At 63.5% G+C, this 26,159-nt stretch carries 23 protein-coding genes and 1 riboswitch; of the genes, 11 read left to right on the forward strand and 12 right to left on the reverse strand.

Annotated features, from left to right (window positions below; genetic code table 11):
* Positions 1–139: 139 nt before the first annotated feature.
* On the forward strand, positions 140–982 hold the full coding sequence (locus ACNQOP_RS16100; protein WP_416405104.1) for a DUF559 domain-containing protein: 843 nt from the start codon (positions 140–142) through the stop codon (positions 980–982).
* A gap of 102 nt (positions 983–1,084) precedes the next feature.
* On the opposite strand, the gene ACNQOP_RS16105 is transcribed toward ACNQOP_RS16100, so the two are convergent.
* A complete protein-coding gene (locus ACNQOP_RS16105) occupies positions 1,085–1,660 on the reverse strand; it encodes a helix-turn-helix domain-containing protein (protein ID WP_235519052.1) in 576 nt (191 codons plus the stop codon).
* Between the two features lie 268 nt (positions 1,661–1,928).
* Here ACNQOP_RS16105 and ACNQOP_RS16110 point away from each other — a divergent pair, with 268 nt between their 5' ends.
* Both ACNQOP_RS16110 and ACNQOP_RS16115 read left to right on the forward strand, forming a co-directional pair.
* Complete coding sequence (locus ACNQOP_RS16110) at positions 1,929–3,470, forward strand: sodium:solute symporter (protein ID WP_416405106.1); 1,542 nt, start codon at positions 1,929–1,931, stop codon at positions 3,468–3,470.
* 224 nt (positions 3,471–3,694) lie between these two features.
* A riboswitch (SAM riboswitch) is annotated at positions 3,695–3,814 on the forward strand.
* Between the two features lie 16 nt (positions 3,815–3,830).
* Positions 3,831–4,172 carry a hypothetical protein gene (locus ACNQOP_RS16115; protein ID WP_416405107.1) on the forward strand — a complete coding sequence of 114 codons (342 nt, stop codon included), beginning with the start codon at positions 3,831–3,833 and terminating at the stop codon, positions 4,170–4,172.
* Here the strand turns inward: ACNQOP_RS16115 and ACNQOP_RS16120 are convergent.
* On the reverse strand, positions 4,169–4,360 hold the full coding sequence (locus tag ACNQOP_RS16120) for a hypothetical protein (protein WP_235519049.1): 192 nt from the start codon (positions 4,358–4,360) through the stop codon (positions 4,169–4,171). The genes ACNQOP_RS16115 and ACNQOP_RS16120 overlap by 4 nt on opposite strands.
* A 225-nt stretch (positions 4,361–4,585) precedes the next feature.
* Between ACNQOP_RS16120 and ACNQOP_RS16125 the strand changes: the two genes are divergently transcribed.
* From ACNQOP_RS16125 to ACNQOP_RS16135, 3 genes are all read left to right on the forward strand, one after another.
* On the forward strand, positions 4,586–5,758 hold the full coding sequence (locus tag ACNQOP_RS16125; protein ID WP_416405108.1) for a VIT1/CCC1 transporter family protein: 1,173 nt from the start codon (positions 4,586–4,588) through the stop codon (positions 5,756–5,758).
* An 84-nt stretch (positions 5,759–5,842) separates the two neighbouring features.
* Positions 5,843–6,736, forward strand: a complete 894-nt coding sequence (locus tag ACNQOP_RS16130) for a matrixin family metalloprotease (RefSeq protein WP_416405110.1) — start codon at positions 5,843–5,845, stop codon at positions 6,734–6,736.
* A 119-nt stretch (positions 6,737–6,855) separates the two neighbouring features.
* On the forward strand, positions 6,856–7,791 hold the full coding sequence (locus ACNQOP_RS16135) for a matrixin family metalloprotease (protein ID WP_284985974.1): 936 nt from the start codon (positions 6,856–6,858) through the stop codon (positions 7,789–7,791).
* 9 nt (positions 7,792–7,800) lie between these two features.
* On the opposite strand, the gene ACNQOP_RS16140 is transcribed toward ACNQOP_RS16135, so the two are convergent.
* Positions 7,801–8,937, reverse strand: coding sequence for an LOG family protein (locus ACNQOP_RS16140; protein ID WP_416405112.1), 1,137 nt, complete (start codon positions 8,935–8,937; stop codon positions 7,801–7,803).
* 226 nt (positions 8,938–9,163) lie between these two features.
* Between ACNQOP_RS16140 and ACNQOP_RS16145 the strand changes: the two genes are divergently transcribed.
* Positions 9,164–12,049 carry a chitobiase/beta-hexosaminidase C-terminal domain-containing protein gene (locus ACNQOP_RS16145; protein ID WP_416405113.1) on the forward strand — a complete coding sequence of 962 codons (2,886 nt, stop codon included), beginning with the start codon at positions 9,164–9,166 and terminating at the stop codon, positions 12,047–12,049.
* A gap of 212 nt (positions 12,050–12,261) precedes the next feature.
* The gene (locus ACNQOP_RS16150; protein WP_416405114.1) at positions 12,262–13,287 is read left to right on the forward strand and encodes a Gfo/Idh/MocA family oxidoreductase; all 1,026 of its coding nucleotides are present in this window, start codon (positions 12,262–12,264) and stop codon (positions 13,285–13,287) included.
* A gap of 83 nt (positions 13,288–13,370) precedes the next feature.
* Here the strand turns inward: ACNQOP_RS16150 and ACNQOP_RS16155 are convergent, their stop codons facing one another.
* Together ACNQOP_RS16155 and ACNQOP_RS16160 are read right to left on the reverse strand one after the other, a co-directional pair.
* Entirely contained in the window at positions 13,371–14,390 is a 1,020-nt protein-coding gene (locus ACNQOP_RS16155) for a sugar phosphate isomerase/epimerase family protein (protein ID WP_416405115.1), read from the reverse strand.
* Positions 14,387–15,574 carry a Gfo/Idh/MocA family protein gene (locus ACNQOP_RS16160; RefSeq protein ID WP_416405117.1) on the reverse strand — a complete coding sequence of 396 codons (1,188 nt, stop codon included), beginning with the start codon at positions 15,572–15,574 and terminating at the stop codon, positions 14,387–14,389. The genes ACNQOP_RS16155 and ACNQOP_RS16160 overlap by 4 nt, the downstream gene beginning before the upstream one ends.
* A gap of 157 nt (positions 15,575–15,731) precedes the next feature.
* Here ACNQOP_RS16160 and ACNQOP_RS16165 point away from each other — a divergent pair, with 157 nt between their 5' ends.
* Entirely contained in the window at positions 15,732–16,727 is a 996-nt protein-coding gene (locus tag ACNQOP_RS16165) for a LacI family DNA-binding transcriptional regulator (RefSeq protein WP_416405118.1), read from the forward strand.
* A gap of 75 nt (positions 16,728–16,802) precedes the next feature.
* Here ACNQOP_RS16165 and ACNQOP_RS16170 read toward each other — a convergent pair whose 3' ends face one another.
* The 3 genes from ACNQOP_RS16170 to ACNQOP_RS16180 form a co-directional block, all read right to left on the reverse strand.
* A complete protein-coding gene (locus tag ACNQOP_RS16170; RefSeq protein ID WP_211712911.1) occupies positions 16,803–17,729 on the reverse strand; it encodes an ATP-binding cassette domain-containing protein in 927 nt (308 codons plus the stop codon).
* 12 nt (positions 17,730–17,741) lie between these two features.
* The gene (locus ACNQOP_RS16175; protein WP_211712910.1) at positions 17,742–18,800 is read right to left on the reverse strand and encodes an ABC transporter permease; all 1,059 of its coding nucleotides are present in this window, start codon (positions 18,798–18,800) and stop codon (positions 17,742–17,744) included.
* A gap of 65 nt (positions 18,801–18,865) precedes the next feature.
* Positions 18,866–19,861, reverse strand: coding sequence for a substrate-binding domain-containing protein (locus ACNQOP_RS16180; protein WP_416405120.1), 996 nt, complete (start codon positions 19,859–19,861; stop codon positions 18,866–18,868).
* 307 nt (positions 19,862–20,168) lie between these two features.
* Between ACNQOP_RS16180 and ACNQOP_RS16185 the strand changes: the two genes are divergently transcribed.
* Positions 20,169–20,909: a GntR family transcriptional regulator gene (locus ACNQOP_RS16185; RefSeq protein WP_235519041.1), complete on the forward strand. Its 741-nt coding sequence runs from the start codon at positions 20,169–20,171 to the stop codon at positions 20,907–20,909.
* A gap of 14 nt (positions 20,910–20,923) precedes the next feature.
* Positions 20,924–21,817, forward strand: a complete 894-nt coding sequence (iolB, locus tag ACNQOP_RS16190; protein ID WP_416405122.1) for a 5-deoxy-glucuronate isomerase — start codon at positions 20,924–20,926, stop codon at positions 21,815–21,817.
* Between the two features lie 65 nt (positions 21,818–21,882).
* On the opposite strand, the gene ACNQOP_RS16195 is transcribed toward iolB, so the two are convergent.
* The 4 genes from ACNQOP_RS16195 to ACNQOP_RS16210 are packed head-to-tail and all read right to left on the reverse strand — an operon-like array spanning position 21,883 to position 26,142.
* Positions 21,883–23,298 (reverse strand): sugar porter family MFS transporter, encoded by a 1,416-nt coding sequence (locus ACNQOP_RS16195; protein WP_416405123.1) that lies wholly within the window; start codon positions 23,296–23,298, stop codon positions 21,883–21,885.
* Positions 23,295–24,167, reverse strand: coding sequence for a sugar phosphate isomerase/epimerase family protein (locus ACNQOP_RS16200; protein WP_416405127.1), 873 nt, complete (start codon positions 24,165–24,167; stop codon positions 23,295–23,297). Before ACNQOP_RS16200 ends, ACNQOP_RS16195 begins: the two co-directional genes overlap by 4 nt.
* Before the next feature lie 10 nt (positions 24,168–24,177).
* Complete coding sequence (locus tag ACNQOP_RS16205; protein ID WP_416405128.1) at positions 24,178–25,191, reverse strand: Gfo/Idh/MocA family protein; 1,014 nt, start codon at positions 25,189–25,191, stop codon at positions 24,178–24,180.
* 33 nt (positions 25,192–25,224) lie between these two features.
* The gene (locus tag ACNQOP_RS16210; RefSeq protein ID WP_416405130.1) at positions 25,225–26,142 is read right to left on the reverse strand and encodes a sugar phosphate isomerase/epimerase family protein; all 918 of its coding nucleotides are present in this window, start codon (positions 26,140–26,142) and stop codon (positions 25,225–25,227) included.
* Positions 26,143–26,159: the final 17 nt, after the last annotated feature.

The raw sequence follows: 26,159 nt of genomic DNA on the forward strand, positions 1-26,159 counted from the left end.
GCAAACGGGGAGGAACGCAGCTGCGGATTGGTCCAAACGGGGAGGAACGCCGGCACAACCATCCGGACAGCCGCCCACGTTTCCCACATGCGGCGATTCCCGCATTCCCAATGCCCCTCGAGCCCACTGGACTGGCTGGATGGACGCCATCCAGTACTTACAGAAAATCGGAGGGGTTGCCCGCACCAGGCAACTTCTGGCCGCAGGCTACTCACGCACGGAAATTTCCCGGCTGCCAGAACAGGGAGCCAAGCAACCTCGGCGCGGCGTCTTCATGCTCAAGGGTTGCAAACCGGAATTTGCCACGGCAATCCGGAACAACGCCAAAGTTACGTGCGCCAGCGCAGCCAGCTATTACGGCCTGTGGCTCAGGAACCCGCCCGAACAACACCATTTGGCTTGCGATCACGGCCACGGCTCAGGTTTCGTGCGGCACCGGACCATAAGGTTCGACGCCGATCCAGCACTTCCGCTCGCAAGCGTCGAGGATGCGGTGATTCACTCACTGGGGTGCCTCCAACCGAATGCGGCAGCAGCGATGGCAGTTTCAGCTGTCCGGCTCCGCGGAGTCCCTTTGGCCTTGCTGCGGGGCGAACTCAGCGCCCACAAATCCCGCCCATCACTGCTGATACTTCAAGAACTCGACGTACGGGCCGAGTCCATCGTGGAAGTCAATACCCAACACCTCCTAAAAAGCCATGGCATTGCCTACGATGCCCAAGTGCAACTCCCGGGCATCGGCCGCGTGGATTTCCTGATCGAAGGAGTGCTCATTGTCGAGGTGGATGGCTTCGCTTTCCATGCGGACCGGTCAGCTCTGCGTCGCGATCTGTACCGCAACAACGCGTCCACGCTTAAGGGATTCTCCGTCCTCCGCTACCCGCCGGAGGCCATCTGGTACGAACCGGGCCGGGTCATAGCGGAAATCCGGGCAGTGCTGGAACGGCGGCGCAACGCTCCTCCCCGGTTGGTCAGCAAGTAAGTCCAAGCAAACCCCGGAATTACAGGGCAAAGGATCACCGAGAGCCCCCGGAAGCGAGGCAACCGGGAAGGAGCGCAGAGGCTCCGCGCGAAGAGGAAAGAACTACCGGCTCGCAGCGGGCACAAGGACCCAGAGCACTTCGACGGTTTCGTCCGTGGGGTTGATCCAGGTGTGAGGCTCCCGGCCCGGGAAGGAGAGGGTATCGCCTTCTGCGAGGTCGTATTCCTCGTTGGTCAGGATGAGCTTGATCCGGCCCTTGACTACATGCAGGACATCCACGTCGCAATCCACTGCGTACAGCTCGTTCTCACCGCGGCCGCGGGGTTCGATGGTGGCCTGCAGGATCTGCAGGCGACGCTCGGAGCGCGCAGTCAGCAGGCGTTCCACGATCCCTTGGCCACCCAGGGAGATGCGGGGACCGTCGTCGCGCTTGGTCAGGTGGGTTTCCGGTGCGGCGAACAAGTCCCCCACGGAGACGGACAGAACCTGGCACAGGGTGACAAGTGAGGCGACCGACGGCGATGTCAGGTCCCGTTCCACGCGGCTGAGGAACCCTTTGGTCAGACCAGTAGCGTCTGCCACCTGCTCGATGGTGAGTCGTTGCGCCTGCCGGGCAGCGCGGATTCTGGAACCGATGGCAACTGGAACGTTGCTTGGTTCAACGGGGAGAGCCTTCATTCACGAACCTTTCAGGCCTGTCACGTGGCCCTGTCATTGGAGCAATAGTAGCCGGAGCGCGCAAAAGGAGGACCAGAAACGGCCGAAGCATGACTTAAGCATCTTGACTGTTACTCCCATCACAACATATCCTCTGAGGCAACAAGTGTTGTCTGTGAGGCATACGACACCCTCCCCAATCTCCAATCGTCAGCACGGAGACTTCGACCCTTCGCAGGAGTATCGTCGAAATCCCCAAACCTCCGTGCATCAGCTCCAAGGACCGTTCATGGAATCTTCGGCTATAAACATCGCAATCGTGGTGGTGTACCTGCTCGCCATGCTGGCGTTCGGCTGGTGGGGCAAGTCCCGCACCAAGAACAACAGCGACTTCCTGGTGGCAGGCCGCCGCCTTGGCCCCTTCCTTTACACAGGCACCATGGCCGCGGTGGTCCTCGGTGGCGCATCCACCGTCGGCGGCGTCGGCCTGGGCTACAAGTTCGGCATTTCCGGTATGTGGCTCGTGGTGGCCATCGGCGCCGGTGTGCTGCTGCTGAGCCTGCTCTTCGCCGGCACCATCCAGCGCCTGAAGATCTACACCGTCTCCCAGATGCTCAGCCTCCGCTACGGCAGCAAGGCCACGCAGACATCCGGAATCGTGATGCTCGCGTACACCCTGATGCTGTGCGCCACGTCCACTGGCGCCTACGCCACCATCTTCGTGGTGCTCTTCGATTGGGAACGCTGGCTGGCAATCGCCGTTGGCGGGGCAATCGTACTGGTCTACTCAACCATTGGCGGCATGTGGTCCATCACCCTGGCTGACCAGGTGCAGTTCATCATCAAGACCGTGGGCATCTTCTTCCTGATGCTGCCGTTCGTCATGAACGCTGCCGGCGGCATGGACGGCATCCGTGGGCGCCTCAAGGACAGCTTCTTCCAGATCGACGGCATCGGTACCCAGACGATCATCACGTACTTCGTCGTTTACACGCTGGGCCTCCTGATCGGCCAGGACATCTGGCAGCGCGTCTTCACCGCCAAGACCCCCACCGTTGCCCGCTGGGGCGGCGCCACGGCTGGTGTCTACTGCATCCTCTACGGCATCGCAGGTGCCTTGATCGGTCTGGCAGCCCGCGTGGCCTTGCCGGATATCGACGTCGCAAACCTCGGCAAGGACGTTGTGTACGCGGAGGTAGCAACCCACATCCTCCCCGTCGGCATTGGTGGCCTGGTGATGGCCGCGGCTGTCGCCGCTATGATGTCCACCGCCTCCGGTGCCCTCATCGCGGCCGCTACGGTTGCCCGCGCCGACGTCGTCCCGTTCGTGGCCAGTTGGTTCGGCAAGACCATCAACACAGACGACACCGAAAACCCCGAGCACGACGTCAAGGCCAACCGTTACTGGGTCCTTGGCCTGGGCATCGTTGCGGTCCTGATCTCCATGGCCGCGCAAGACGTGGTGGTAGCCCTCACCATCGCCTACGACATCCTGGTGGGCGGCCTCCTGGTCGCGATCCTCGGCGGCCTGGTGTGGAAGCGCGGCACAGGCATCGCGGCTGCATGGTCCATGGCAGTTGGCTCGGTGCTGACACTGGCCTTGCTGATCATGTTCGCAACCGGAGTCATTCCCAGCGAAGACGGCGTCTACGCGAACGAACCCATCTATTACGGCCTCGCGGCCTCGTTCGTCGCTTACGTGGTCATCTCGCTCCTCACCCCGCGCACCGATCCCGCAGTCCGGGCCGCCTGGGACAAGCGAGTGGCTGGCGCGATCTCCGACGAACTGCCGATCGAAGCACACCCGGTCAGCTCCAGCAGGGCTAACTAACCCAAACACGCAGGACAAGCGAAACAAAGCAACGCCCGACGGCGGCGCTCCCCTTATCGGGGAGCGTCGCCGTTGTTGTGTCCCCGGCAGGTACACGTTGTGGGGCCTGCTCTGCGCGCTCAAACTCCATCCAACCCTGCAGAACGGGCCCCACAACGCGAGGAGGCCCCACAACGAGAGGAGGCCCACAACTGGAGCGCGCGCGTGCGGTAGTGTTGTGCCAGCTTCAAGAGATGTGGTGCCAAGCTCCGACTGGCCACACACCAACCCCATGTTCACGGGTGGTTCGGATGAGGAAGCGGCCCGCCCCGGACCCAAGACAACCGAGCGGGCAAGAGCACTCCCCTTAGGAGAAGTACCTTGCCGTACCAGGCCGACAGCAGCCAAGCCCCCACGTCGCCGGCATCCGGCGCCCAAACACCTGGCGCCCAAACACCCGGCACCCCCGCCGAACCCGCAGCCAGCAAGGTTACGGTGATCCCCGCCGTCGACCTCTTCCTGGGGACCGTCACCATAGCGACCGGAGCGAAGAGCGTGACGCTGCGGCACCCCGATCCGCGGTTGATCGCCCGGGCGCTTGCGCAGGCCGTGCGCCCCACCCAATGGTGCGCTGCGTCAGGGACGCTGACCGTGACCGTCGCCGCCGTCGGAAAGCCCATGGGGCTGCCGAGGCACTTTTATTTCCCGGAGCCAGCTGCCTAATCCTCTTCGTCTTCCTCCCGGAAGTCGTCCGTTTCATCGATCGGGACCACCCGTTCGTCATCCTCCGGTGCGTCCACTTCCTCCACCCAGGGCTCGTCCACTTCCTGGTCCTCTGCGTAGTCGTAGGCCGGGTCGGACTCCACAGTTGCCCGCTCCGGGTAATTGGCGTGTGATTCGGTGGTGTTCATGATGCAACCTCCGTCCCTTGGGCCGCGAACGGCCCGATGACCTTGCGCGGGAGACCCCGCCCTGTCATTCCATCTGAGCACCGGCCCACGGACCGGTCAAGGGGCCGAAATTACGGCGCACCGAACATTCCGGTTGAGGAATACCAGCCAAAAATCCCCGAGAATAACCGGTAGTGTTGGGCATGCAATGGGGCCGTAACTACCCCACCCAGCACAGGAGAAAAAGTGCAACAGCACCAGGAATCCCACGGTCCGTCGAGCCCCGTTCCGGACCCCATCAACGAAACCGAAGCCCCGCAAGAGGCCGAAGCACCACAAACCGCGCCGACGTCCTCGGACATCAGGCGCTGGCGTCAGTACCTGGCGGACGAGCGGGCCGAAGCCGCCGTATACCGGGAACTCGCCCAACGCCGGGACGGCGAAGAACGCCAGATCCTGCTGGCCTTGGCCGAGGCCGAAGGCAGGCACGAAGCCCACTGGCTCAAGCTCCTCGGGGAGCACGCAGGAATGCCCAAGGCGGCGTCCGGTCGCAGCCAGTTCCTGGGCTTCCTTGCCCGCAACTTCGGATCGGTGTTCGTGCTCGCTTTGGCGCAGCGGGCCGAAGGCCGCTCCCCCTACGGCACCGAGCCGGCCGCAACGCCAGCCATGGTGGCGGATGAGCAAATCCATGAAGAAGTGGTCCGCGGGCTCGCAACCCGTGGCCGGAACAGGTTGTCCGGCACCTTCCGCGCCGCAGTCTTTGGCGCGAACGACGGCCTGGTCAGCAACCTTTCCCTTGTCATGGGCATGGCCGCCACCGGGGTGCCCAGCCCGGTGGTGTTGATGAGCGGCGTGGCGGGTTTGCTGGCAGGAGCCCTTTCCATGGGCGCAGGAGAATACGTCTCCGTGCGCTCGCAACGGGAACTGCTCAACGCCACCCTCCCCACGCAGGCCACGCTCACCGCTGCGCCATCCCTGGACATTGAGCACAACGAACTGGTCCTGGTGTATATGGCCCGCGGCATGACCCAGGAAGCGGCCGAGCACCGGGCCGCCGAACGCATGGGATTGTTCAGCTGCGATTGCGATCCCAGCCTTTCCCTGCAACCCGAGAAGCCCGCCGAGGACGAGCACGAATCCGTGGGCTCAGCCTGGGGCGCAGCGTTGTCCAGCTTCTGCTTCTTCGCCTCGGGAGCCATCATCCCCATCCTGCCGTTCCTGTTCGGCATGACCGGTGTCGCAGCCCTCATGGTGGCTGGTGTCCTGGTGGGCATCGCGCTGTTGGCGACCGGCGCCGTCGTCGGCCTGCTTTCCGGTACGTCGCCGCTCAGCCGCGGCCTGCGGCAGCTTGCGATCGGCCTCGGAGCGGCAGCCGCCACCTACGGACTGGGATTGCTCTTCGGCGCAGCGATCGTCTGAGTTGGACGGCTCCGGCCGCAGCCCGTACTGTTGGTTCGTCCTCCGCGCTGCCCCGCGTGACCAGGGCGTGAGGAATGGAGAGCCGTGGACCCGGAGCGGGAAGAAGTGCGTGTGCCCAGGCACCGGCGCACGGGAACTGCTTTGCGTGTTCTCCGCGGTGTCCTCCTGGCCGCCGTCGCGGCGGTCATTGCCGTCGTGGTCAGCGGATTCCTCCACGGCGACCCCCGCATCACAGCGCTCTTTCCCGGGGCGGGCGTGCCAGGCACACCGCAGCCAGGAAGCCAGGGGCAGGGGAAGGCCGCCCGACCGGTCGACGCGCCGCCACCGGGACTTGAGGAAGCAGACGCCCCGCTGGCCTCACCGCCGGCGCCCGGAACCACCAACGATTCGTACAAGTTCCTGGCAACCAACGACGACGGCACTCCCGTTGGGTACTCGCCCTGCCGGCCACTGCATTACGTCGTCAACAACGCCACCGCACCGGAAGGATCCGACGCACTGCTGGCCACCGCGATTGCGAACATCTCCGCAGCGTCGGGCATCCAGTTCGTCAACGACGGCACCACCGACGAACTGCCAGTTGAGCGCCGTGAGCCCTACCAACCTGCCAAATATGGAGACCGGTGGGCTCCGCTCCTGATTTCCTGGACGACGCCGGAGGTTGCGCCGGCCCTGGCCGACAAAGTGATCGGTACTGGCGGCAGCACCATGTACTCCCTCAACAACGGCCCCAAAAGCTACATCACCGGCAGCTTGGAGCTGGACACCCCACAGGTGACAGAGCTGATGTCCAGCGGAGGCGCGGACTACGTCCTGGCGGTCATGCAACACGAGCTGGGACATGTCATGGGCTTGGACCACGTGGACGATCCCATCCAGCTCATGTACCCGGAAATCGGAGCACCGGACGGACTTGCCGCCGGCGACCTGACCGGCTTGCACCTGCTGGCATCGGCACCCTGCCGCAAGGACATCTGACAAGCTTCGCTTTCCAGCAGTCGCGCCATGGACTCGCGGCGTCGCCGGACTTATGCTGACGGTTACGGTCGACGGCGGCGCCCCCACCACCCGTCGCGGCCGCTACGTCAGGGGGTTCCATGGAACCTTTTGGGTCGTCCAAGTGGCCAGACCATGATCCTCCCCGGCCGAATTTCCTCCCAGTGGTTGCGCGTCCGCCCGAAGATCCGCCTGTCAGGCCGCCCATCAAGCACAGCAGCATCGCCGCCATCCTGTTCTTCTTCGGCATCCTCGGACTCGTCTGCGCGGGCGCCTACTTCAGCGGCGAACTCCAACAACTCGTCACCGGCTCGCCCCTTGTCCAAGGCCAACCACCACGGCCCGGGGTGGTGCCCTTTGGGCAGCGCCAGGATCCTCCACCCGGACTCGAGGAAGCCGACGCACCCCTTGGCAAACCTGCGCCGTTGAAGAAGACCAGCTCCGCGTACAAGTTCCTGGCCGTCAAGGAGGACGGGACCCCGCTGGCCTATTCGCCCTGCCGGCCCATCCACTACGTGGTCAACTCCGATCTGGCGCCGGCTTCCTGGCAGGCCATGGTGGAGGAAGCCATCCGGCAGGTGAGCCTCGCTACTGGACTGAAATTTATCTACGACGGCCCCAGCTCCGAGGTTCCTTCCACCAACAGGTCCGGGTACCAGCCCGCGAGGTACGGAGACCGTTGGGCGCCGGTGCTGATCGCGTGGAGCACACCGGAGCAGGTCCCCCGCCTGGCCGGACAGACCGTGGGCCTTGGCGGAAGCTCCTCCATTGGCCTGAGCAACGGCTACAAGGCTTACGTCACCGGCACGCTCTCCCTGGACGCTCCCCAGTTCGCCGGCATCATCGACACTCCCCACGGCCAGGAAATAGGCGTGGCCGTCATCATGCACGAACTGGGGCATCTTGTGGGATTGGACCACGTCAGCGACCCGCGCCAACTCATGTTCGACGAAGCATCCTGGGTTCGGGAGTACGCTGCGGGCGACCTCACTGGGCTGGCCCAACTTGGCTCTGGCCCCTGCAGCAAGGACTTCTGAGCAACTTCCTCAGTGCCCGGTCACAACCGCGAGCGCTTCCTCCACGCTGTCCACCAGGAAGATCCGGCCTTCCATGGGCTTTCCGGCGGCCAGGCTTTGGAGCATTGGCCAGGCCGGGAAGGTCCGCTCCCAGTGGTCGCGTCCCACCAGCACCATGGGCGTGATGGTTTCGGGCGCACCGTAGTAGTTTTCGCAGGCATCCTGGAAGATCTCCTGCACAGTTCCCGCCGCCCCCGGCAGGAAGACGATCCCGCCATTGCACAGTTCCAGCAGGATGGCTTCGCGGACGGCGTTGGCGAAGTATTTGGCGATGTGGGTGGCGAACAGGTTGGGAGGTTCGTGTCCGTAGAACCACGTGGGGATGCCAAGCGTCGGAGTGCCTTGCGGATGCTGTTGGACCACGGCTGCTGCCTGGCGCGCCCACGCTGTCACGGATGGCCTGAACCCGGGTACCAGGGCGAGCGTGTCGAGCGCGGCTGCGGTATCGGCTTCGGGCAGTCCGCTCAAGTAGGCGCCCATGTTGGCCGCTTCCATGGCACCGGGCCCACCGCCGGTGGCGACGGCGAAGCCGGCTTGGGCCAGGAGCCGCCCCAGCCGGGCGGCGTCGGCGAATTCGCGGGTCCCGCGCTGGGCGGCATGCCCACCCATGACTCCCACCAGTTTGCGGCCTGACAGTGCGCCTTGATCCAACAGTTCGTCCAAGGCATCACCGATCGCATGGTCGTGCAGGGCCGCAGCAAGGGTGGCATCGAGACTCTTCCGCTGCCCGGGCAGGATGCTCCATTGGTAAATTCTGGCATCCAGGGTGGCTTCGTACTCTGTGGCTGAAATGTCGTGGTAGAGCTCGTCGGCCGAGTAGAGGCTCCCCCGGTAGGGGTCGAACGGGATTCCCTGCATCTTGGGAAAGATGAGCGCCCCGCGGCGTCGGAGGCTCTCTTCCACGCCGTCGTCGAAAGTGCAGCCAAGGAAGATCGCGCCCTGGGGGTCCAGGGCCTTAAGCTCACGCGAATGTCCACGGAGGTCCAAAGACTGCGCGTGCCAACCGTGCATCGACCCGGCCCCTGCGGCCACCAGCCGGTCGAAGTGGACCACACTTTCGACGTCGAGTGTCCGCGGACTCGGGTTCAAAGCTCCGGTGCGATTCATGGTTTCAGCGTAGTGGCCTGAACCCTACCCATGCCCGGACCGAAGGAGTACAGTAACTCGCATTACGACGCCCATGGCTCTCTCGAGAGCGGGCCGAGTACATAACTTCATTCAGATGACGCTCTGGGGGCGTCGTAAAGTTCGCCGGCTGGGGGGCCCAACATCTGCTCGAAGGAGCATGGTTGTGGACCGTCCAAAACACTTTCGCCGTCCCCGTTTCCGTGTCATGACCCCACTTTTTTCCGCAAGCCATCGATTACTGACATGGCTTGCCGCTTTTTCCGTTGCCGTTTCAGGCCTGATGCTTGGCGTCACCGCGCCGGCTTCTGCGGCCGTTCCGCCCTGCCCGGGTACCGGTGGCGCCATGCAGATCGTGGCCCATACTGACGACGACCTGATCTTTATCAGCCCGGACTTCATGCGCGATATCCAAGCCAAGCGTTGCGTCCAGACCGTCTACACAACCGCCGGGGAAGCGGGCGAGGGGCCTGCATACTGGAACAGCCTGGAAGACGGCATCCGGGCAACGTACGCAATGATGGCGGGGGTGGCCAATTCGTGGACGACCTCCGACGCCGGCGTTCCCGGCCGAGCCATCAGCGTCTATACCCTCAGGGATGCCCCCACCATTTCCGTGGTGTACCTGCGGCTCCCTGACGGCTTTCCCAACGGTAAAGGAAGCTCACGGTACGGGGGCCAAAGCATCCTTAAACTGTGGGACGGCCGGTTGTCCTCCATCCGTCCCGTGGATGGCTCTGCCACTTACACCAAAGAGCAGTTTCAAACCACGCTGAACACGCTGGTCAAGAATTTCCGGCCCACCACCTTCCGTACCCAGGATTGGACCGGGAACTTCAACGATCCCTATGACCACAGCGACCACTGGGCAACAGCGAAGTTCGCCCAGCTGGCAACCCGCTCGTACACGGGGCCGCATACTTCCTCCGCCTACGACGCCTACGTCATCGACGAGTACGCGCAGAACGTGACCGGTGCCGAGCTCACGGCGAAGGTGAACGCGTTTGTCCGTTTCGCCGACTTCGACAAATACCTCTGCGATACGCCATGCCCTGCCCCGCCTTACAGCGATTGGCTCAAACGGCAGTACATCACCGCCATCGAGTGGACCGGCAACGCAGCCAAGTCCCCCGGCACCACCGTGTCTGCGTCCTCGCAGAAAGCCTCGGCACAGAGCCCGGAGAAGGCGCGCGACGGCTACGCCTGGGGATCCCCGATGGACGCAAGCCGGGAATGGGTAACCAACGGTGGGAAGGCCGGAAGCTGGATCCAATACAACTTCTCCCCGGCACGCACCATCAACGCCGTGACGCTCTTCGACAGGCCGGTAGCCAGCGACCAGGTGACGGGCGGCAACCTGCAGTTCTCTGACGGCAGCACCGTCCCGGTTCCGGCACTGCCCAACAACGGCTCGGGCCTGACCGTCAACTTTCCGGCCCGGACGGTAAGCTCCCTGCGGTTCAACATCACCGCCGTCAGCAGTTCCACCACCAACGTGGGCCTGGCCGAATTCGAGGCGTACATCACCGCTGACACCGTCGCCCCCATAGTCACAGCCACACCTGAAGGCGGAACCTATGACATTGGGCAGAAGGTCACCCTCTCAACCAATGAGCCCGGGACCATCTACTACACCACCGATGGGTCCACGCCCACGACGTCGACTCCAACGAAGGTGAGCTACCCGAACACGGCAAGCATCACCATTGACGGCCCGCTGACCCTGAAGTACTTCGCAGTGGACAGCTCCAACAACGCGTCCGCGGTGGCCACGCAGACCTACTCCACGGGGCCGGACACGACCAAACCCATAGTGACCGCCAACCCGGCGGGAGGAGCGTACGCTGCCGGCACGTCGATCACTTTGACAGCCAATGAACCGAATTCGGTGATCAAATACACCACGGACGGCACGGATCCGTTGACCGCCGGGTTGGTGTACTCCACTCCGATCACGTTCTCGGGCACCGGCCCGATGACGCTGAAGTACTTCGCTACCGACCCTGCCGGCAATGCCTCAGATGTTGCCTCGCAGACCTACACAGTCCCGGCAGACACCACGGCTCCCACAGTGACGGCCAATCCCACCAGCCGTCCGTTGGCCAGTGGAGCCACCATTTCCCTGTCCGCCAATGAGGCTGGGACAACCATCTACTACACCACCGATGGCAGCACACCGACGGCAACGGAGAGCGCCACCAACTTCAAGTACGCGGCTCCAATCGTGATGGGCAATTCCGCACTGGTGCTCAAATACATCGGAGTGGACCCCGCCGGCAACACCTCCGCCGTGGCCACCCAGACCTACAGCGTTCCCGCAGCCGGTCCGCCGTCGGCCCATGATTTCGACGGTGACGGCAAAGCCGACGTCCTGGCCTCCGATGCGACGGGAAACCTGTACCTGTACCCGGGTGACGGCGCTGGCGGCCTCCAGGCCAGGAAGCTTGCCATACCGGCCTCGGACTGGTCGACGGTGACTGACGCCATCACCCCCGGTGACTTCAACCGGGACGGCAAGGCCGACGTCGTTGCCCGCGCGGGAGATGTCCTGTGGCTGTACCCAGGGGACGGGGCCGGTGGCTTTGGTGCCCGCTCGCAGATCAGTACCGGCTGGAGTGCCATGACCCAACTGTTCTCCCCCGGGGACTTCAGCGGTGACGGCATTCCCGACATCATGGCCCGGCGCAGCACCGGGGACCTGCGCCTCTACGCAGGAAACGGCAGCGGTGGCCTCCGGACGCCCACCACGGTGGGAACGGGCTGGAATGTCATGAATGCAATCTTCAGCACCGGGGACTTTAATGGAGATGGTAAAGCAGACGTGCTGGCCCGGCGTGCGGATACCGGCGCACTCTGGCTCTATCCCGGTGACGGAGCCAGCGATTGGTTGCCGTGGAAGCAGATCTCCGCGGGTTGGGACAACAGAACATCGATGGCAGGGCCCCGGGACTTGGACGGTGACGCCAAGAATGACGTCCTCGGCCGCATCGGAGACACCCTGTGGCTGTATCCGGGCTCGGGCAGCGGAACGTTCAGAAACGTTCCCCCCACCAGCCTGGGCACCGGTTGGCAGGCGATGAAGATCATCGCCTGACCGGCCCCTTGGACCTGGCGCGGGTCGGAGTTTTCCCCCAGACTCTTCGGCCCGCGTCAGCCATGTCCACCCCTCACTCACATCCCACCCCCTTCAGCCAGACCCTCACTCACATCACCACATATGTTTGACAGGACAATCTGACAACCTCTAGTCTCACTTCAGGAATCTCTCTCAGGAGATGACCTTCTGCTGCACCGACGGAGACAGAAATGACCAAGAACGTGACCCTCGGCCTCGTAGGCGTAGGCCGGATCGGCGTGATGCATGCCAAGAACATCAGCGCCCTCAACGAGTCCCTCAACCCTGATGGCATCCATGTGAGCCTCAAACTGACGGATGTGGCCGAGGACCATGCCCGTGCAGTGGCCGAGAGTGTGGGCGCCGAATTCCTGGGATCAGCGGAGGAGCTCATCGGGTCCGGAGTGGACGGCCTGGTCATCGCAACAGGCACAGCCACTCATCCCGGTCTCATCCGTGCGGGTGTGAACGCAGGCATCCCGGTGTTCTGCGAAAAACCCGTGGCCGTCAATGTGGCGGAGTCCCAACCCGTCCTCGACTACATCAGCGAGAAATCGGGCACCGTCCAAATCGGTCACCAGCGTCGATTCGATGCCGGGTACTTGGAGGCCAAACGGGCCTACGAGGCCGGGGAGCTTGGTTGGATCCACTCACTTCGGGCTGTCACCTGCGACATGACCCCGCCGCCGGTGGAGTTCCTTGCAACATCGGGCGGCCTATTCCGCGACTGTTCAGTCCACGACTTCGACATCCTCCGATGGCTCACGGGCAGGGAAATCGTGGAAGTCTACGCCAAGGGCTCCAACAACGGCGACCCGGCCATCGGTGAGGTGGGCGACGTCGACACCGCCCTGGCTCTGGTGACGTTCGACGACGGCACGGTGGGTACGGTATCGGCCAGCCGCTACAACGGAGCCGGGCATGACGTCCGCTTGGAACTTCAAGGTTCAGAGCAATCCGTGCTGGTGGGAATGGACCAGCAGATGGCGATGAGGTCGGCCGAGCCCGCAGTGACCTTCCCGAATGGCACTGCGCACACCACGTTCGCCGAGCGGTTTGACCAGGCCTACCGGGCCGAGATGGCGGCCTTCGTAGAGGTTGTGCTCGGCAAACGTAAGAATCCTTGCACTCCCGAAGACGCCGTGGCGGCGTCAAAGGTAGCCGACGCAGCACAACTGTCCCTGGAGACCGGCGTCCCCGTCAGGGTCCAGGCCTAGCATCAGCGTGCAGCGCACGGAACGGTGAATGGCGCGTCCGGGGCGGGGGCCGTAGCCGCCGCCCCGGACGCAGCACGGGACCCTTATGCAGGGACGTTGAACGATGCCTCAAGGGCTGCGTCGGCATCGCGAAGCACCTGTGCCGCGACCTCGAGCCCCTCGATCCGACCCAGCGAGACGTCCTCGTGCTCGATATTGACCAGCATGTTCGGATCGACGTCGTGCAGGGCCCGGAGGAACTCGGTCCAGAACGCGGTGTCGTGACCACGGCCCAGGGCCACGAAGTCCCAGGCAGAGTTCTTGGGCCATTCGTTGGCCCATTCGTCGCCACCAAGGTTGGTCCGGTTTTCCGTTTCCGAGAGCCGCCGGAAGCTGTTGTCCAACACACCGTAGAGCGCAGCGTTGTCCTTGTTCACACGGACGTCCTTGGCTGCCGCCTGGAAGACCAGTGGCCCAAGTTCCCGGACCACCGCCACCGGATCCATCTGCTGCCAGAACAAGTGGGATGCGTCCAGTTCGACGCCAACGTGGGTGGCACCGGTGAGCTCGACCAGCTTGTAGACGTCCGCGGTATTGAAAACAATGTTCTGCGGGTGCAGCTCCAACGCCACCTTGACACCATGGTCTGCGGCGAGCCGGTCCGTTTCCTTCCAGAAGGCTGCCGCTACTCCCCATTGGTAGTCCAGGACATCCAGCGCCGCGGAGTTCCAGGCGTTGACCACCCAGTTCACCGTGGTGGCGCCGGGCTCTCCCCCGGGCAGCCCGGACATGGTGACCACGCGGTCCTGGCCCAGCCGGTTGGCCAAGCGGATGGAACGACGGATGCCCTCGGCGTGCTTTTCGCCAATTTCCGGCTTGGGATGCAGGGGGTTTCCGTTGCAATTCAGGCCAGCGATTGAAACCCCGGTGCCCTCAAAGATCCCAAGGTAGTCGTCGCGGGCGGCGTCGCTTTCCAGGATCTGGTCGAACGTGGGGACATGCACGGCGGGAAGGAATCCGCCGGTGTTGATCTCGATGCCGGTCAGGCCAAGGTCGGCGATGACTTTGAGCGCTTCAGGAAGCGGACGGTCGTGGAGGATCGCGTTGTAGACCCCGAGCTTCATAGCGTGATCTTCTTTCCGTTATCCAGGGCGGACTCAGTGACCGCGCCGAGGAGTTCCATGTTGCGGACACCTTCGTCGAACGTTGCGCAACGGGGCAGGGAGTCCGCTTCGGCCAAGCCCGCGACCTCTTCGAGGAAGGCCCGTGCCTGGTATCCGAAGGCGTCGTTCTGGCCGAAGCCGACTTCCGGGGCGTCCATGGCCAGGCCGCCGGCAATGTAGGGGTGTCCTGGGCCCAGGATCACTTGGCGGTACCCGCCTTGCAGGCCGGAGCCATCGTTGAGGAAGAGCTGGATTTCGTTGGGGCGGCGCTGGTCGAACTTGGCTCCGCCGTTCTCGCAGAAGACCTCGAATTGGAGGCTGTTGGCGTGTCCTGCTGCAACGCGGGACACTTCGAAGCTGCCGGCACCGTTGGTGAACTCGGCGTTGAAGGCGGCGTAGTCATCGTTCTCCACGGCTTCGAACGTGTCGCTGACGGCAACGTGGTCGTGGCCCATGACTGCGCTGAGCGGGAGCGGGCGCTTGTCGATCGCGGTGGACAACCTGCCACCACTGATGGAGGTGATGTTGCCGCAGAGGAATTCGGCGACATAGGTCAGGTGGCTTCCGACGTCGGCCAGCGCACCCGAGCCCGGGCCGCCTTTGTAGCGCCAGCTCATGGGAGCCTGGGGGCTGAATCCGTAGTCGGTCCAGTATCGGCCACTGAAATGCAGGACGTTTCCCAGCACGCCGTTCCGGACCAGGTCCCGGATGTAGGCGATGCCTGGGGTGCGGCGGAAGGTGAATCCGATGCGTGCCAGGTTTCCATGGGCCTCGGCGGCGCGTGCTGCGTCCGCCATGGCACGGGCGTCGTCCAGGGTGTCACTGAGTGGCTTTTCGCAGAGGACATGTTTGCCGGCCGCGAGCAGGCCTTCGACCACCTCGCGGTGCAGCGAGTTGGCGATCACTACGCTGACGACGTCGATGTCATCAGCTTCCGCAATGGCCTGCCATGAGGTGTCATTGCGTTCGTAGCCGAATCGGCGTGCAGCCAGGGAACCGAACTCAGCATTGACGTCGCCAATGGAGACGAGGCGGACCTGGGGAAGCACGGGGCTATAAAGGGCAGATGCCGTGCGGTACGCGGCGGCGTGGGCCTTGCCTGCCATGCCTGCTCCGATGACGGCTACGCCGAGGCTTTCAGCCATTGATTTCTCCTTCGAAATTCTGCCGTCGCATGAGGATCGTCCGGCATTTTGTAGCGCTACAATTTTTACGCTGGATTTGAGCGTAACCATGTCTATATGTCCTGTCAATCCTTAACGGGCTATCCTCGGGGGAGGACACGAAAGGCAGCCAAATACGTTGAACAACAACCGACGCCCCACGCTCTACGACGTCGCCACACAAGCCGGCGTTTCGCCGTCGTTGGTTTCGCTGTTCCTCAAAGACCCCGAAAGAATCAGCGAAAAGCGCCGTAACGCCGTCCGGGACGCCATCACTGAACTGGGCTACCGGCCGAGCCGTGCCGCCACCACCCTGGCAAGCAGCAGCACAAAAAGCATCGGCCTGGTCATCGATGACTACCGGAACCCCTGGTTCGTTGACCTGCTCCGTGGAATGGAATCCGTCCTTTCAAACCTTGGGTACCAGGTGATGCTTGCGGACTCCAGACCGGGCGAAAACCGGATCAAGGAAGCCACAGACGGACTGCTCGCCATGCACGTCGATGCGCTGGTGATAGCCGCCGAACCGAGCGAGGCCATGCTCGCAAAGACCTGGGTACCCACCGTGGTGGCCGGCTGGCGCAAAGGCGTGCCCTTGGGCGCTGACCTCATCACCAACGATGACGACGGCGGCGGAAGCCTGGCAGCCAACCACCTGTTGGGTTTGGGCCACGTCCGCATCGGCCACGTCTCAGGGTCCGACGGCGCCTCCGCACACCGGCGCGCCGGTTACCGTCGCGCCGTGGAAGCTGCCGGCGTCGAGCCTTTCATCAGCGAGTCCACCGGAACGTCGGAGGAAGACGGCTACGCGACAGCAAGCCGGCTCCTGGAGCGCCATCCGGACACCACTGCGATTTTCGCAGCGAACGACTCCATGGCCCTTGGCGCTTTCGCGGCCATCAAAGCGCGCGGCCTCGCAGTACCTGCCGACGTTTCGGTGATCGGCTACGACAACTCCCCCTTGGCCAAGTCGCGTTTCCTGGACCTGACGTCCATCGACAACCGCAGCGACATCGTTGGGGCGGACTCCGCCCGCAGGCTACTGGCCCGCATAGCGGATCCGACGCTGGCACCGGAGCGCACGCTCATTGAGCCGAAACTGGCGCTGCGCGGCACTACAGCGCCGCCTCGCTAGGGTTGGCTCCTTGCCGGAAACAGTCCTGCCCGGAGCCAACATGCGCTCCGGGCAGGACTTTCAGCAGCTATCGCGTCAGTGCCGCTTAGTGGCGTTTTCCGGAACGGATTCCTCCACACCGGCCACCTCGGCCTTGACTTCCTCAAGGGCGTCGGAGTGGCCACCGAGCTGCTCCAACTCGTGGGCCAGCTCTGCGAGTTCTGCACCGCCGGCCATCTGGGCCGTCAGCTCATCCAGGGTGATGTCCTTCTTGTCGTAATACCCAATCGACTTGCCCCGCTTGAGCAACAGGAACCGGTCGCCCACGGGGAAAGCGTGGTGCGGGTTGTGGGTGATGAAGATGACGCCCAGGCCACGGTCGCGGGCCTGCAGGATGTAGCGGAGCACCACGCCGGACTGCTTCACGCCAAGTGCCGCAGTGGGCTCGTCAAGGATCAGGACCTTGGCCCCGAAGTACACGGCGCGCGCGATCGCCACGCACTGGCGCTCACCGCCGGACAGCTGACCGATGGGCTGCTCCACATCGCGGAGGTCGATGCCCATCTGGGCCAGTTCGCTGAGCGTGATCTCCTTCATTTTCTGGACATCCATGCTCTTGAACGGTCCAAATCCCTTGGTCAGTTCAGAGCCGAGGAAGAAGTTGCGCCAGATGGGCATCAGCGGAACAACTGCCAGGTCCTGGTACACCGTGGCAATACCGGCGTCGAGAGCGTCCCTTGGTGAGTTGAACTTCCTGGCATCGCCCATCACGTGCAGGGTGCCTTCGTCGTGCTGGTGCAGGCCGGCGATGATCTTGATCAGGGTTGACTTGCCTGCACCGTTATCACCCAGGACACAGGTGACACGGCCGTTGTCCACGGCCATGGTGACATCCCGCAACGCGATGATGTTGCCGTAGTGCTTGCCCACTCCATCGAGGGACAGCAGGTGGACCGGTGTGTGTGTCAAGGGATCCTTCTCGCCTTTCAGCAGGGTTTGCTGATCGATCTGTTGTGCGTTCATTGTTCCGGCCCCTTACTTGAGCTCTGCCCGGCGCTTGACGATGAGGTTGACGATGGTGGCCAGCAGCAGCATCAAGCCCAGGAAGAACTTGAACCAGTCCGGATTCCATTGTGCGTACACGATGCCCTTGTTGGCCATGCCAAAGATAAAGGCGCCGATAGCACCACCCACTGCGGAGCCGTAGCCGCCGGTCAGGAGGCAGCCACCGATGACGGCCGCGATGATGTAAAGGAATTCGTTGCCCACTCCTTCGCCGGACTGCACGGCATCGAAGGCGAACAGGTTGTGCATACCCAGAATCCAGCCGCAGAAACCCACGGCCATGAAGAGGCCGATCTTGGTCTTTGTTACCGGAACACCCACGGCGCGGGCGGCGTTTGCGTCGCCGCCTACTGCAAAGATCCAGTTCCCGATCCGGGTGCGCAGCAGGATCCACGAGGCCACGGCCACCAGGACGATCCAGAAGAAGACCGTGATCTTGACCTCCACCCCGCCGATGCTGACGGAGGACGCGAAGACCGCACGTGCTGATTCGAAGCCGTCCAGCTTGGAGATCGACGGCGAGGATACGCTGCCGCCGATGAGGCGGGTGAGTGCCAGGTTGAGGCCGGTAAGCATCAGGAATGTGGCCAGGGTGACGATGAAGCTGGGCAGTTTGGTTTTGACGAGGATCCAGCCGTTGATGAAACCGATGCCCAGGGAGACCACCAGGGCCAGCCCCACGCCGACCCAGGCGTTCAGGGAGAAGTTCCAGCTGAACAGCGACGCGGTGAGTGCGGAGGAGATCACGGCAACACCGGTGGAGAGGTCGAACTCCCCACCGATCATCAGCAGGGACACACCTACCGCCATGATTCCGATGGTCGATGAGCCGTAGAGCACGGTAGCAAGTGCGTTGGGTTGGGTGAACGTCTGCGAAACGGACGCGAAGAAAATGAAGAGGACCACCGCGCCCACCAACGCTCCAACTTCGGGCCTTGCGAGGAACTTCTGGAGGGGGCTGCGCCGCCCGATCCGTTCATCGCCGGGGGCCGTAGCCGGCGCCGGCGGCAGGGTTGCTGTGTTTGCCATAGGGGAGGACTCCTTGTTGGTCAGGCTGCGCGGCAGGGAGCCGCCGCGCAGCCTGGTTCCTGGATCTAGCGGACGCCCTGCTGGGCGAACTTGAGGACATCGGATGCGTTGGTCTTGTCCACGATGGTTGGGCCGGTGAGGACGGGCTGGCCGCCACCGATCTTGAAGCCACCGCGCTTGGCCTGCCACAGGGAGTCAACGGACATGTAGCCCTGGAGCCACGGCTGCTGATCGACCGTGAAGATCACGGCGCCGTCCACGATCTTCTGGGCAAGGTCGGCGTTGAGGTCAAAGCTGGCAACCTTCGACGAGCTGCCGGCGTCAGTGACGGACTTCAGCAGGGTCAGGGTGATCGGAGCGCCGAGGCCGATGATGACGTCGGCGTCCTTGGCGGCCTGGAGCTTTGCCGTGGCGGTGGACTGGACCGCAGTCATGTCCTTGCCGTCCACGTACAGGATTTCGGTTTCGGGCACCTTGGCCTTCACACCGGCGCAACGGGCTTCGAGGCCGACGTGGCCCTGCTGCTGGATCACGCAGACGGGGTGCTTGTACCCCTCGGAGGCGAGCCTGGTGCCGACTGCTTCGCCGGCAAGTTGCTCGTTGGAACCGAAGTGGGTGAAGGCACCCAACTGCTTGGAGACTGATTCGCCGGCGTTGAGGCTGACCACCGGGATGCCCGCGTCGGTGGCCTTCTTGAGGACATCCTTCAGCGCGTCCGGGGTTGCCAGGGTGACGGCGATGCCATCCACCTTCTGGTCAATGGCCTGCTGGACCAGCTGCGCCTGGCGACCGGCCTCAGGGTCGCTGGTGTAGAGGAGTTCAACGTTGTCTTTCGCCGATGCTTCCTCGGCACCCTTGCGGACGATGTCCCAGAACGTGTCGCCGGCAGCGGCGTGCGTAATCAGCGCTACCTTGATCCGGTCAGTGGATGCCACCTGGCCAGCGGCTGCGGCGCCGCCGTTATCGGCCGGCTTGCCGCCCTGGCTTGAACAGGCGCTCAGTGCCACCAGGGGAACCACTGCTGCGACGACCGCCGCTTTGCGCCATGAGAATTTTGCCACCGTTATCTCCTTTGATGTCAGCTTCAGGTTTCCAGGACTCGTATCCGGAACACCTGCTACTCAGATCATGGTGACTGACCTCACACTTTGTCAATAGTTTGTCCTGACATTAGGATGTTTTAACGTAATATGGCTGTTGTGAAGGCCGAGCCCGCCCCTTCCTTGACGGCCCTGCCGCGGCTGCTATCATCAGAAAAAGGCAGTATGTCCTATCAAGAGAACATGAGCGGACATACGCTACCATCCGGCAGAGGAGCCGCAGACCCGCTCCCCCGGCCGGCCTTCAGCAGGCGTCTAGGAGAATCCAGTGGCGAACCAACTCAGTCTCAGCATCGATCGTTCGTCCCCCGTGCCGCTTTACCATCAGGTGGTCCAAGGAATCGAGGCCGCCATCCACAGCGGCATCCTGGAACCCGGCAGCCGCCTGGACAACGAAATCGACCTCGCGGCACAGCTGAACCTATCCCGCCCCACCATGCGCAAAGCCATGGATGAACTGGTCCGGGCCGGGCTCCTGGTCCGGAAGCGTGGCGTAGGAACGCAGGTGGTTTCAAGCCAGGTCCGCCGGCCCCTGGAACTCTCCAGCCTCTATGACGACCTCAGTAACAACGGCAAAAAGCCCACCACGGACGTCCTGAGCTTCTCGCACATCGAAGCCGACGCGGCAACGCTGACCGCCCTGCAACTGCCGGCCGGTTCCAAGGTCTACCACTTCACCCGCCTGCGCAAAGTAGGTGGCAAGCCCCTGGCGCTCATGGAGAACTGGGTCCGCGACGACATCACCAGCATGGACGAGGCACAGCTTGCCAAGGAAGGCCTTTACGCGATCCTGCGCCGCGGCGGGGTCAACTTCCGGCTGGCCTCGCAACGGATCGGCGCGATGATCGCCAACGACTACCAGGCTCCCCTCCTCGAAGCCGAGGTGGGATCGGCGCTGGTCACCATGGAACGCACCGCGGTGGATGACACCGGACGCATGGTGGAAACCGGCCACCACGTCTACCGCGCAGACTCCTACAGCTTTGAAATGACACTCGTACAGCGCTAAACAAGGACACACACATGACCAACTGGGTATACCCGCTGGGAACAGCCACTGACGGTAAATGGGACATCTCCCTGGGAACCTCCGATTCCACGCTCGCCTTAGACGGCTGGGCCCACACGGGACTGAAGGTTGCGACGCTCGCCGCAGGTGCCGCCGTCGAGCTTCCCGCCGCTCCGGAGGAGCGCATCGTGGTGCCGTTGAGCGGATCCTTCACCGTAACGGTCGACGACGGCGTGTACAGCCTCGCGGGACGGCAGTCGGTTTTCGACGGGCCAAGTGACGTCCTGTACACGGGGATCGACAAGGCCGTCAGCATCAGCTCGAACGACGGCGGCCGGGTGGCCATTGCGACGGCGCCCGCCAAGGCTGGGTATCCCACCCGCCTGATCACGGCCAAGGAAACCCCGGTGGAGCTCCGCGGAGCAGGCAACTGCTCACGCCAGGTCCACAACTTCGGCACGCCGGCTGCGCTGGAAGCCGACCGGTTCATCGTGTGCGAGGTCATCACCCCTGCCGGTAACTGGTCCTCCTACCCTCCCCACAAACACGATGAGGAGAAGGACGGCGAGACCAGCCTTGAGGAGATCTACTACTTTGAGACCCGCGTTGCCCCGGGGTCCCCTGCACCAGAGGACACGGATCCGATCGGCTACGCGCGCGTCTACGCCTCCGACGAGCGTCCCATCGACGTCTCTGCCGAGGTGCGCACCGGCGACGTCGTGCTGGTCCCCTACGGTTGGCACGGACCGGCTATGGCCGCCCCGGGCTACGACCTGTATTACCTGAACGTCATGGCCGGCCCCGGCCGCGTGCGTGACTGGCTCATCAGCGACGACCCCCACCACGGCTGGATCCGCCAAACGTGGGAAGGCCAGGACACCGATCCGCGGCTCCCGTTCGGCGCGTAACCCACACAGCGAAGGCCGCCTGGATGTTCCAGGCGGCCTTCGCTGTATGCTTCTGAAGCCTTGCGCTAGGGTCGTGAACCGGCCTTGAAGAACTCTTCCAGCTCTTCGAGGCTCTTCCCCTTGGTTTCGGGCATGGCGCGTTTCACCCAGCCGATGGCCACCAGCTGGAGCGCAACGAAAACCAGGAACGTTGCCGAGACGCCCATCCAGGCGACCATTTGTGGGAAGAAGAAGCCCACCAGGAAGTTGAACATCCAGAGCACGAAGACGCAGATACCCATTCCCACCCCACGCACGTGCAGCGGGAAGATCTCTGCCAGGGTCAACCAGGTGACCGTACCAATGCACGACTGCATGGAGGCCAGGAAAGTTACCATGAACAGCAGGACAAGGTACCCGCGCAGGGTTCCCTCCGGAACCGCGACGGAGATGATCGAAATGGCTGTGAGCGACACAGCGGTACCGGATAGCCCGGCAATGAGCATCGCCTTCCGGGGAAGCCTGGTCATCAACGACATACCCACGATCACGGCAACCACGGAAGTCACACCGTTGACCACGTTTGCCAGGAGCGCGCCCTGGTCGCCGAAACCGGAGGACGACAGGATGGACGTGCCGTAGTACATGATGGCGTTGACGCCGCTGATCTGGTTGATGATGGCAAGGCCCAGTCCCACCACGAAGATCCTGCGTATCCACGGCACGGTGAGGTCCTTGAAGGTGCCCATCCGGGACTGGTAATCCTCGCGCGCGGCGCGCCGGACGTCGTCGAACTCCGCAGAGACGTCGTCGGCGGCGCGGGTCCGCCGCAGGACATCCATCACCTCGCCGAACCGGCCCGAGGACGCCAACCAGCGGGGACTCTCGGGCAGTATGAGCATGCCGAACCACAGAATGACGGCGGGCAGGGTGGCAATAACCAGCATCCAGCGCCACACGTGCATCTCTTCAGGGAACAGGTTTCCGAGCACCGCGTTGAACGTGAAAGCGAGGAACTGGCCCGTCACAATCATGAATTCGTTTTGGGTGACGATCCTGCCGCGCTGCGCGGCAGGCGACATTTCAGCCAGGTACACCGGGACGATCACCGAGGCACCGCCGACGGCGAGGCCCAGGACAGTGCGGGCCAGCACCAGCAGCTCCGTGGTTGGTGCAAGGGAGCAGGCCACGGTGGCCACGGCGAAGATGACGGCCAGGCCCATGATGGTCCTGCGGCGGCCGAAGCGGTCGGACAAACGTCCGGCGCTGATGGCACCGAACGCCGCACCGAAGAGCAACATCGAAGTGACGAGGCCCTCGGTCAACGGCGTCAGGCCCAGGTCTTTCTGCATGAACGGCAAGGCACCGTTGATCACGCCGGTGTCATAGCCGAACAGCAGGCCGCCGAACGTGGAGAACAGCGCCACCTTGCGAAGGAATTTCCTGGGGTTGGCCGGCTGGCCGGTTTTCCCTGCGGTTACGGGGAGCGAACCAACCGTCATTTTGTCCGGGCGACGTAGTCGACCATTGTCTTGAGCTGGTACCGGGAGACGTCCTCGGCATTCTCGTCCTCCGCGAACACGGAAGAGACCATGACGGTGTTCTCCTTGTCCAGGAAGCCGATTTCCTTCAGCCCGCCAAAGAACTCGTCCCAGTTCACGTCGCCGTCGCCGATCTTCAGGTGCTGGTGGACGCGGACGGCGTTGCCCGGCGGGTTGGTGATGTACCGCAAGCCGTGGGACGCATGGTGGTCCATGGTGTCGGATACGTGCACCAGCCGCAGCTTGTCGCCGGCAGCCCGCATGATCTCCAGGGGCTTGTTGCCCATGTGGAAGGTGTGCGATGCCACGTACACCATGCCGATGTTCGGCGAGTTGACCCCACGGATGACCCGCAAAGCTGCCAGTCCGTCTTCCACGAAGTCGTCCGGGTGCGGATCGATCAGGACGTCCATGCCCTCGCGCTCGATGATCGGCAGCAGTTCCTCCATGGAACGGTAGAACGCACGCTCGGACTCTTCTGCCTTCTCAGGGCGGCCGCTGAACTCTGTGTTCATGGTCTGGACGCCGAGGTCCACTGCGATCTGGATAGCCCGCTTCCAGTAGCGGACGGCTGCCTCGCGTGCGTCTTCGTCCGGGCCGGACCAGCGCAGGACCGGCAGGACAGAGGCGATCTCGACGCCGGCATCCTTGCACGCAGCTTTCAGCTTGCCTACCAGCTCGTCGTCGGCCTTGGGATGGTTGTAGAACGGGATGAGGTCCGCATGCGGGGTCATCTGCAGGTACTTGTAACCAAGGTCTGCCGCAACCCGGGGGAATTCGAGCAGGCCGTGGCTGTGGTGGAACGGTGTGGGGTCAAGGGCGATTTTCATGCTCAGTCCCCTACTTGTACAGGTCCGGTTTGGTGTTCAACTGGACCTTGACCTTTTCGCCCGACTTCTGCGCTTCGACACCAGCCTCGCAGCACGCTGCAGTGGCGTACCCGTCCCAAGCCGTGGGTCCACCGATTTCCCCGCGAAGGGCGGCATCCACCCAAGCCTGCACCTCGACGTCGTACGCTGCTCCGAAACGTTCCTCAAAGCCCGGGGTGACATTGCCGCCCCACTTACCGGCTGCCTGGACGTAGGGGCCGTTGTCCCCGCCGATGCTCACGATGCCATCCTCGAAGGACGCCTGCGTGGCCACCTGGTAGCCGAACTTGGCGTTGACGTAGATTTCGACGTCGGCCAGCACACCGGACTCGGTTTCGAGCAGCACGTGCTGCGGGTCGTGCTGGCCGTTGGGTGCGCTGCGGGTCGGCTTGCCCAGGCGGACCTGGACGGAGGTGATTTCCTCACCCGTGAAGTAGCGGATGGCGTCGAACTCATGCACGACGGAGTCGTTGATCAGCATCTCGTTGGTGAAGCCCTCAGGCGTGCTCGGGTTGCGGTGCTGGTGGTGCAGCATCAACAACTCCCCCAATTCGCTGTTGCGGATGATGGCGCCCAGTGCCGAGTACTCGGCGTCGAAGCGGCGCATGAAGCCCACCTGGATGCGCTTGTGCCCCAGGGCCTGCTCAGCCTGGACAACTTTCCAGGCGCTTTCGGCGTCGGGGGTCAGTGGCTTCTCGCACAGGATCGGGAAATCCTTCTCCAATGCCTTGTACAGAATTTCCTCGTGGAGAAAGCCCGGAGTGGCGATCAGCACGGCATTCACGTCGCCATTGTTGAGCGCTTCGTCTGCGCTGGCGAGTGCCACGGCGCCGTCGATACCCTCGATGGCGGCCTGGGCCCTGGCGAGGTCAACGTCGACGACGGCGGCCACTTCAGCGCCGTGGATGCGGGTGCTGAGGCGCTTGATGTGGTCCGCACCCATGCGGCCTGCGCCGATGACGGCAACGCGGAGAGTCTTAGTCACTGTATCTGTCCTTCGTGAAGTTCTTCTGGGGTGCTACTGGACGCGGGTACGGGAACCGCAGGAAAGCAGGTAGTTGCGGGTGCGCTTGGCGATGGGCATCGGCACATCGAACGCTACCGGGTACATGTCCTGCTCCACGATGCCGAAGATGGGCCGGTTGAGCGCTTCGACTGCTTCGATGACTGCGCGCAGGTCCGGGAGGCCGTTCGGCGGCTCGGTCATGACGCCGGCCAGGTTGGCAGCCGCCCAGGTCATGTTCTTCTCGTTGACTTCGGCCAGGACCTGAGGGTTGATCTGCTTGAGGTGCAGGTAGCCGATGCGGTCCGGGTAGTTCTTGATAAGTTCCAGGCTGGAAGCTCCGCAGTACTCTGCGTGTCCTGTGTCCAGGCAGAGGTTCAAGTACTGCGGATCCGTGGCGGCAAGCAGGGTTTCGATGTCCTTTTGCGCGCCCACATGTGAATCCGCGTGGGAGTGGAACTGCTGGTGCAGGCCGAAGTCCTCCAGGAGGACCTTGCCCATCCGGTTGTGGCCGGCGAAGAGGTCCGCCCACTGCTCGTCCGTGAGTTCGCCGTTCTCCACAGCTTCGCCGGTGACGTCGTCGCGCCACATGGCGGGGATGACCACGATATGCTCGCCGCCCATGGCCGCGGTCAGCTCGGCAACCTTGCGGGCAGGCTCCCAGGCTTCCTCATACTGCCGGGCGCCGCGGTGGAACGCCGTGAAAACCGTGCCTGCGGTGACCTTCAGATCGCGTTGCTTCAGTTCCTCCGCCAGGCGGGTGGGGTCGTTGGGCAGGTACCCGTAAGGGCCAAGTTCGATCCACTTGTAGCCGGACTCCGCAACCTCATCCAGGAATCGCTCCCACGGAGTCTGCTGGGGATCATCCGGGAACCAGACACCCCAGGAGTCCGGGGCGGTGCCGATGATCAGTTTGTTCTCGACGTCAGTCATGACAGCGTTGTCTTCCT

It is taken from the genome of Arthrobacter sp. LFS091 (genome assembly GCF_047977885.1).
Taxonomy (GTDB): domain Bacteria; phylum Actinomycetota; class Actinomycetes; order Actinomycetales; family Micrococcaceae; genus Arthrobacter.

Bases quoted from the DNA above. Each gene is read 5' to 3' on its own strand.
- ACNQOP_RS16100 (WP_416405104.1), top strand. From the start codon at position 140: ATGGACGCCATCCAGTACTTACAGAAAATCGGAGGGGTTGCCCGCACC.
- ACNQOP_RS16105 (WP_235519052.1), bottom strand. From the start codon at position 1,660: ATGAAGGCTCTCCCCGTTGAACCAAGCAACGTTCCAGTTGCCATCGGT.
- ACNQOP_RS16110 (WP_416405106.1), top strand. From the start codon at position 1,929: ATGGAATCTTCGGCTATAAACATCGCAATCGTGGTGGTGTACCTGCTC.
- ACNQOP_RS16120 (WP_235519049.1), bottom strand. From the start codon at position 4,360: ATGAACACCACCGAATCACACGCCAATTACCCGGAGCGGGCAACTGTG.
- ACNQOP_RS16135 (WP_284985974.1), top strand. From the start codon at position 6,856: ATGGAACCTTTTGGGTCGTCCAAGTGGCCAGACCATGATCCTCCCCGG.
- ACNQOP_RS16140 (WP_416405112.1), bottom strand. From the start codon at position 8,937: ATGAATCGCACCGGAGCTTTGAACCCGAGTCCGCGGACACTCGACGTC.
- ACNQOP_RS16145 (WP_416405113.1), top strand. From the start codon at position 9,164: ATGACCCCACTTTTTTCCGCAAGCCATCGATTACTGACATGGCTTGCC.
- ACNQOP_RS16150 (WP_416405114.1), top strand. From the start codon at position 12,262: ATGACCAAGAACGTGACCCTCGGCCTCGTAGGCGTAGGCCGGATCGGC.
- ACNQOP_RS16155 (WP_416405115.1), bottom strand. From the start codon at position 14,390: ATGAAGCTCGGGGTCTACAACGCGATCCTCCACGACCGTCCGCTTCCT.
- ACNQOP_RS16160 (WP_416405117.1), bottom strand. From the start codon at position 15,574: ATGGCTGAAAGCCTCGGCGTAGCCGTCATCGGAGCAGGCATGGCAGGC.
- ACNQOP_RS16170 (WP_211712911.1), bottom strand. From the start codon at position 17,729: ATGAACGCACAACAGATCGATCAGCAAACCCTGCTGAAAGGCGAGAAG.
- ACNQOP_RS16175 (WP_211712910.1), bottom strand. From the start codon at position 18,800: ATGGCAAACACAGCAACCCTGCCGCCGGCGCCGGCTACGGCCCCCGGC.
- iolB (WP_416405122.1), top strand. From the start codon at position 20,924: ATGACCAACTGGGTATACCCGCTGGGAACAGCCACTGACGGTAAATGG.
- ACNQOP_RS16195 (WP_416405123.1), bottom strand. From the start codon at position 23,298: ATGACGGTTGGTTCGCTCCCCGTAACCGCAGGGAAAACCGGCCAGCCG.
- ACNQOP_RS16200 (WP_416405127.1), bottom strand. From the start codon at position 24,167: ATGAAAATCGCCCTTGACCCCACACCGTTCCACCACAGCCACGGCCTG.
- ACNQOP_RS16210 (WP_416405130.1), bottom strand. From the start codon at position 26,142: ATGACTGACGTCGAGAACAAACTGATCATCGGCACCGCCCCGGACTCC.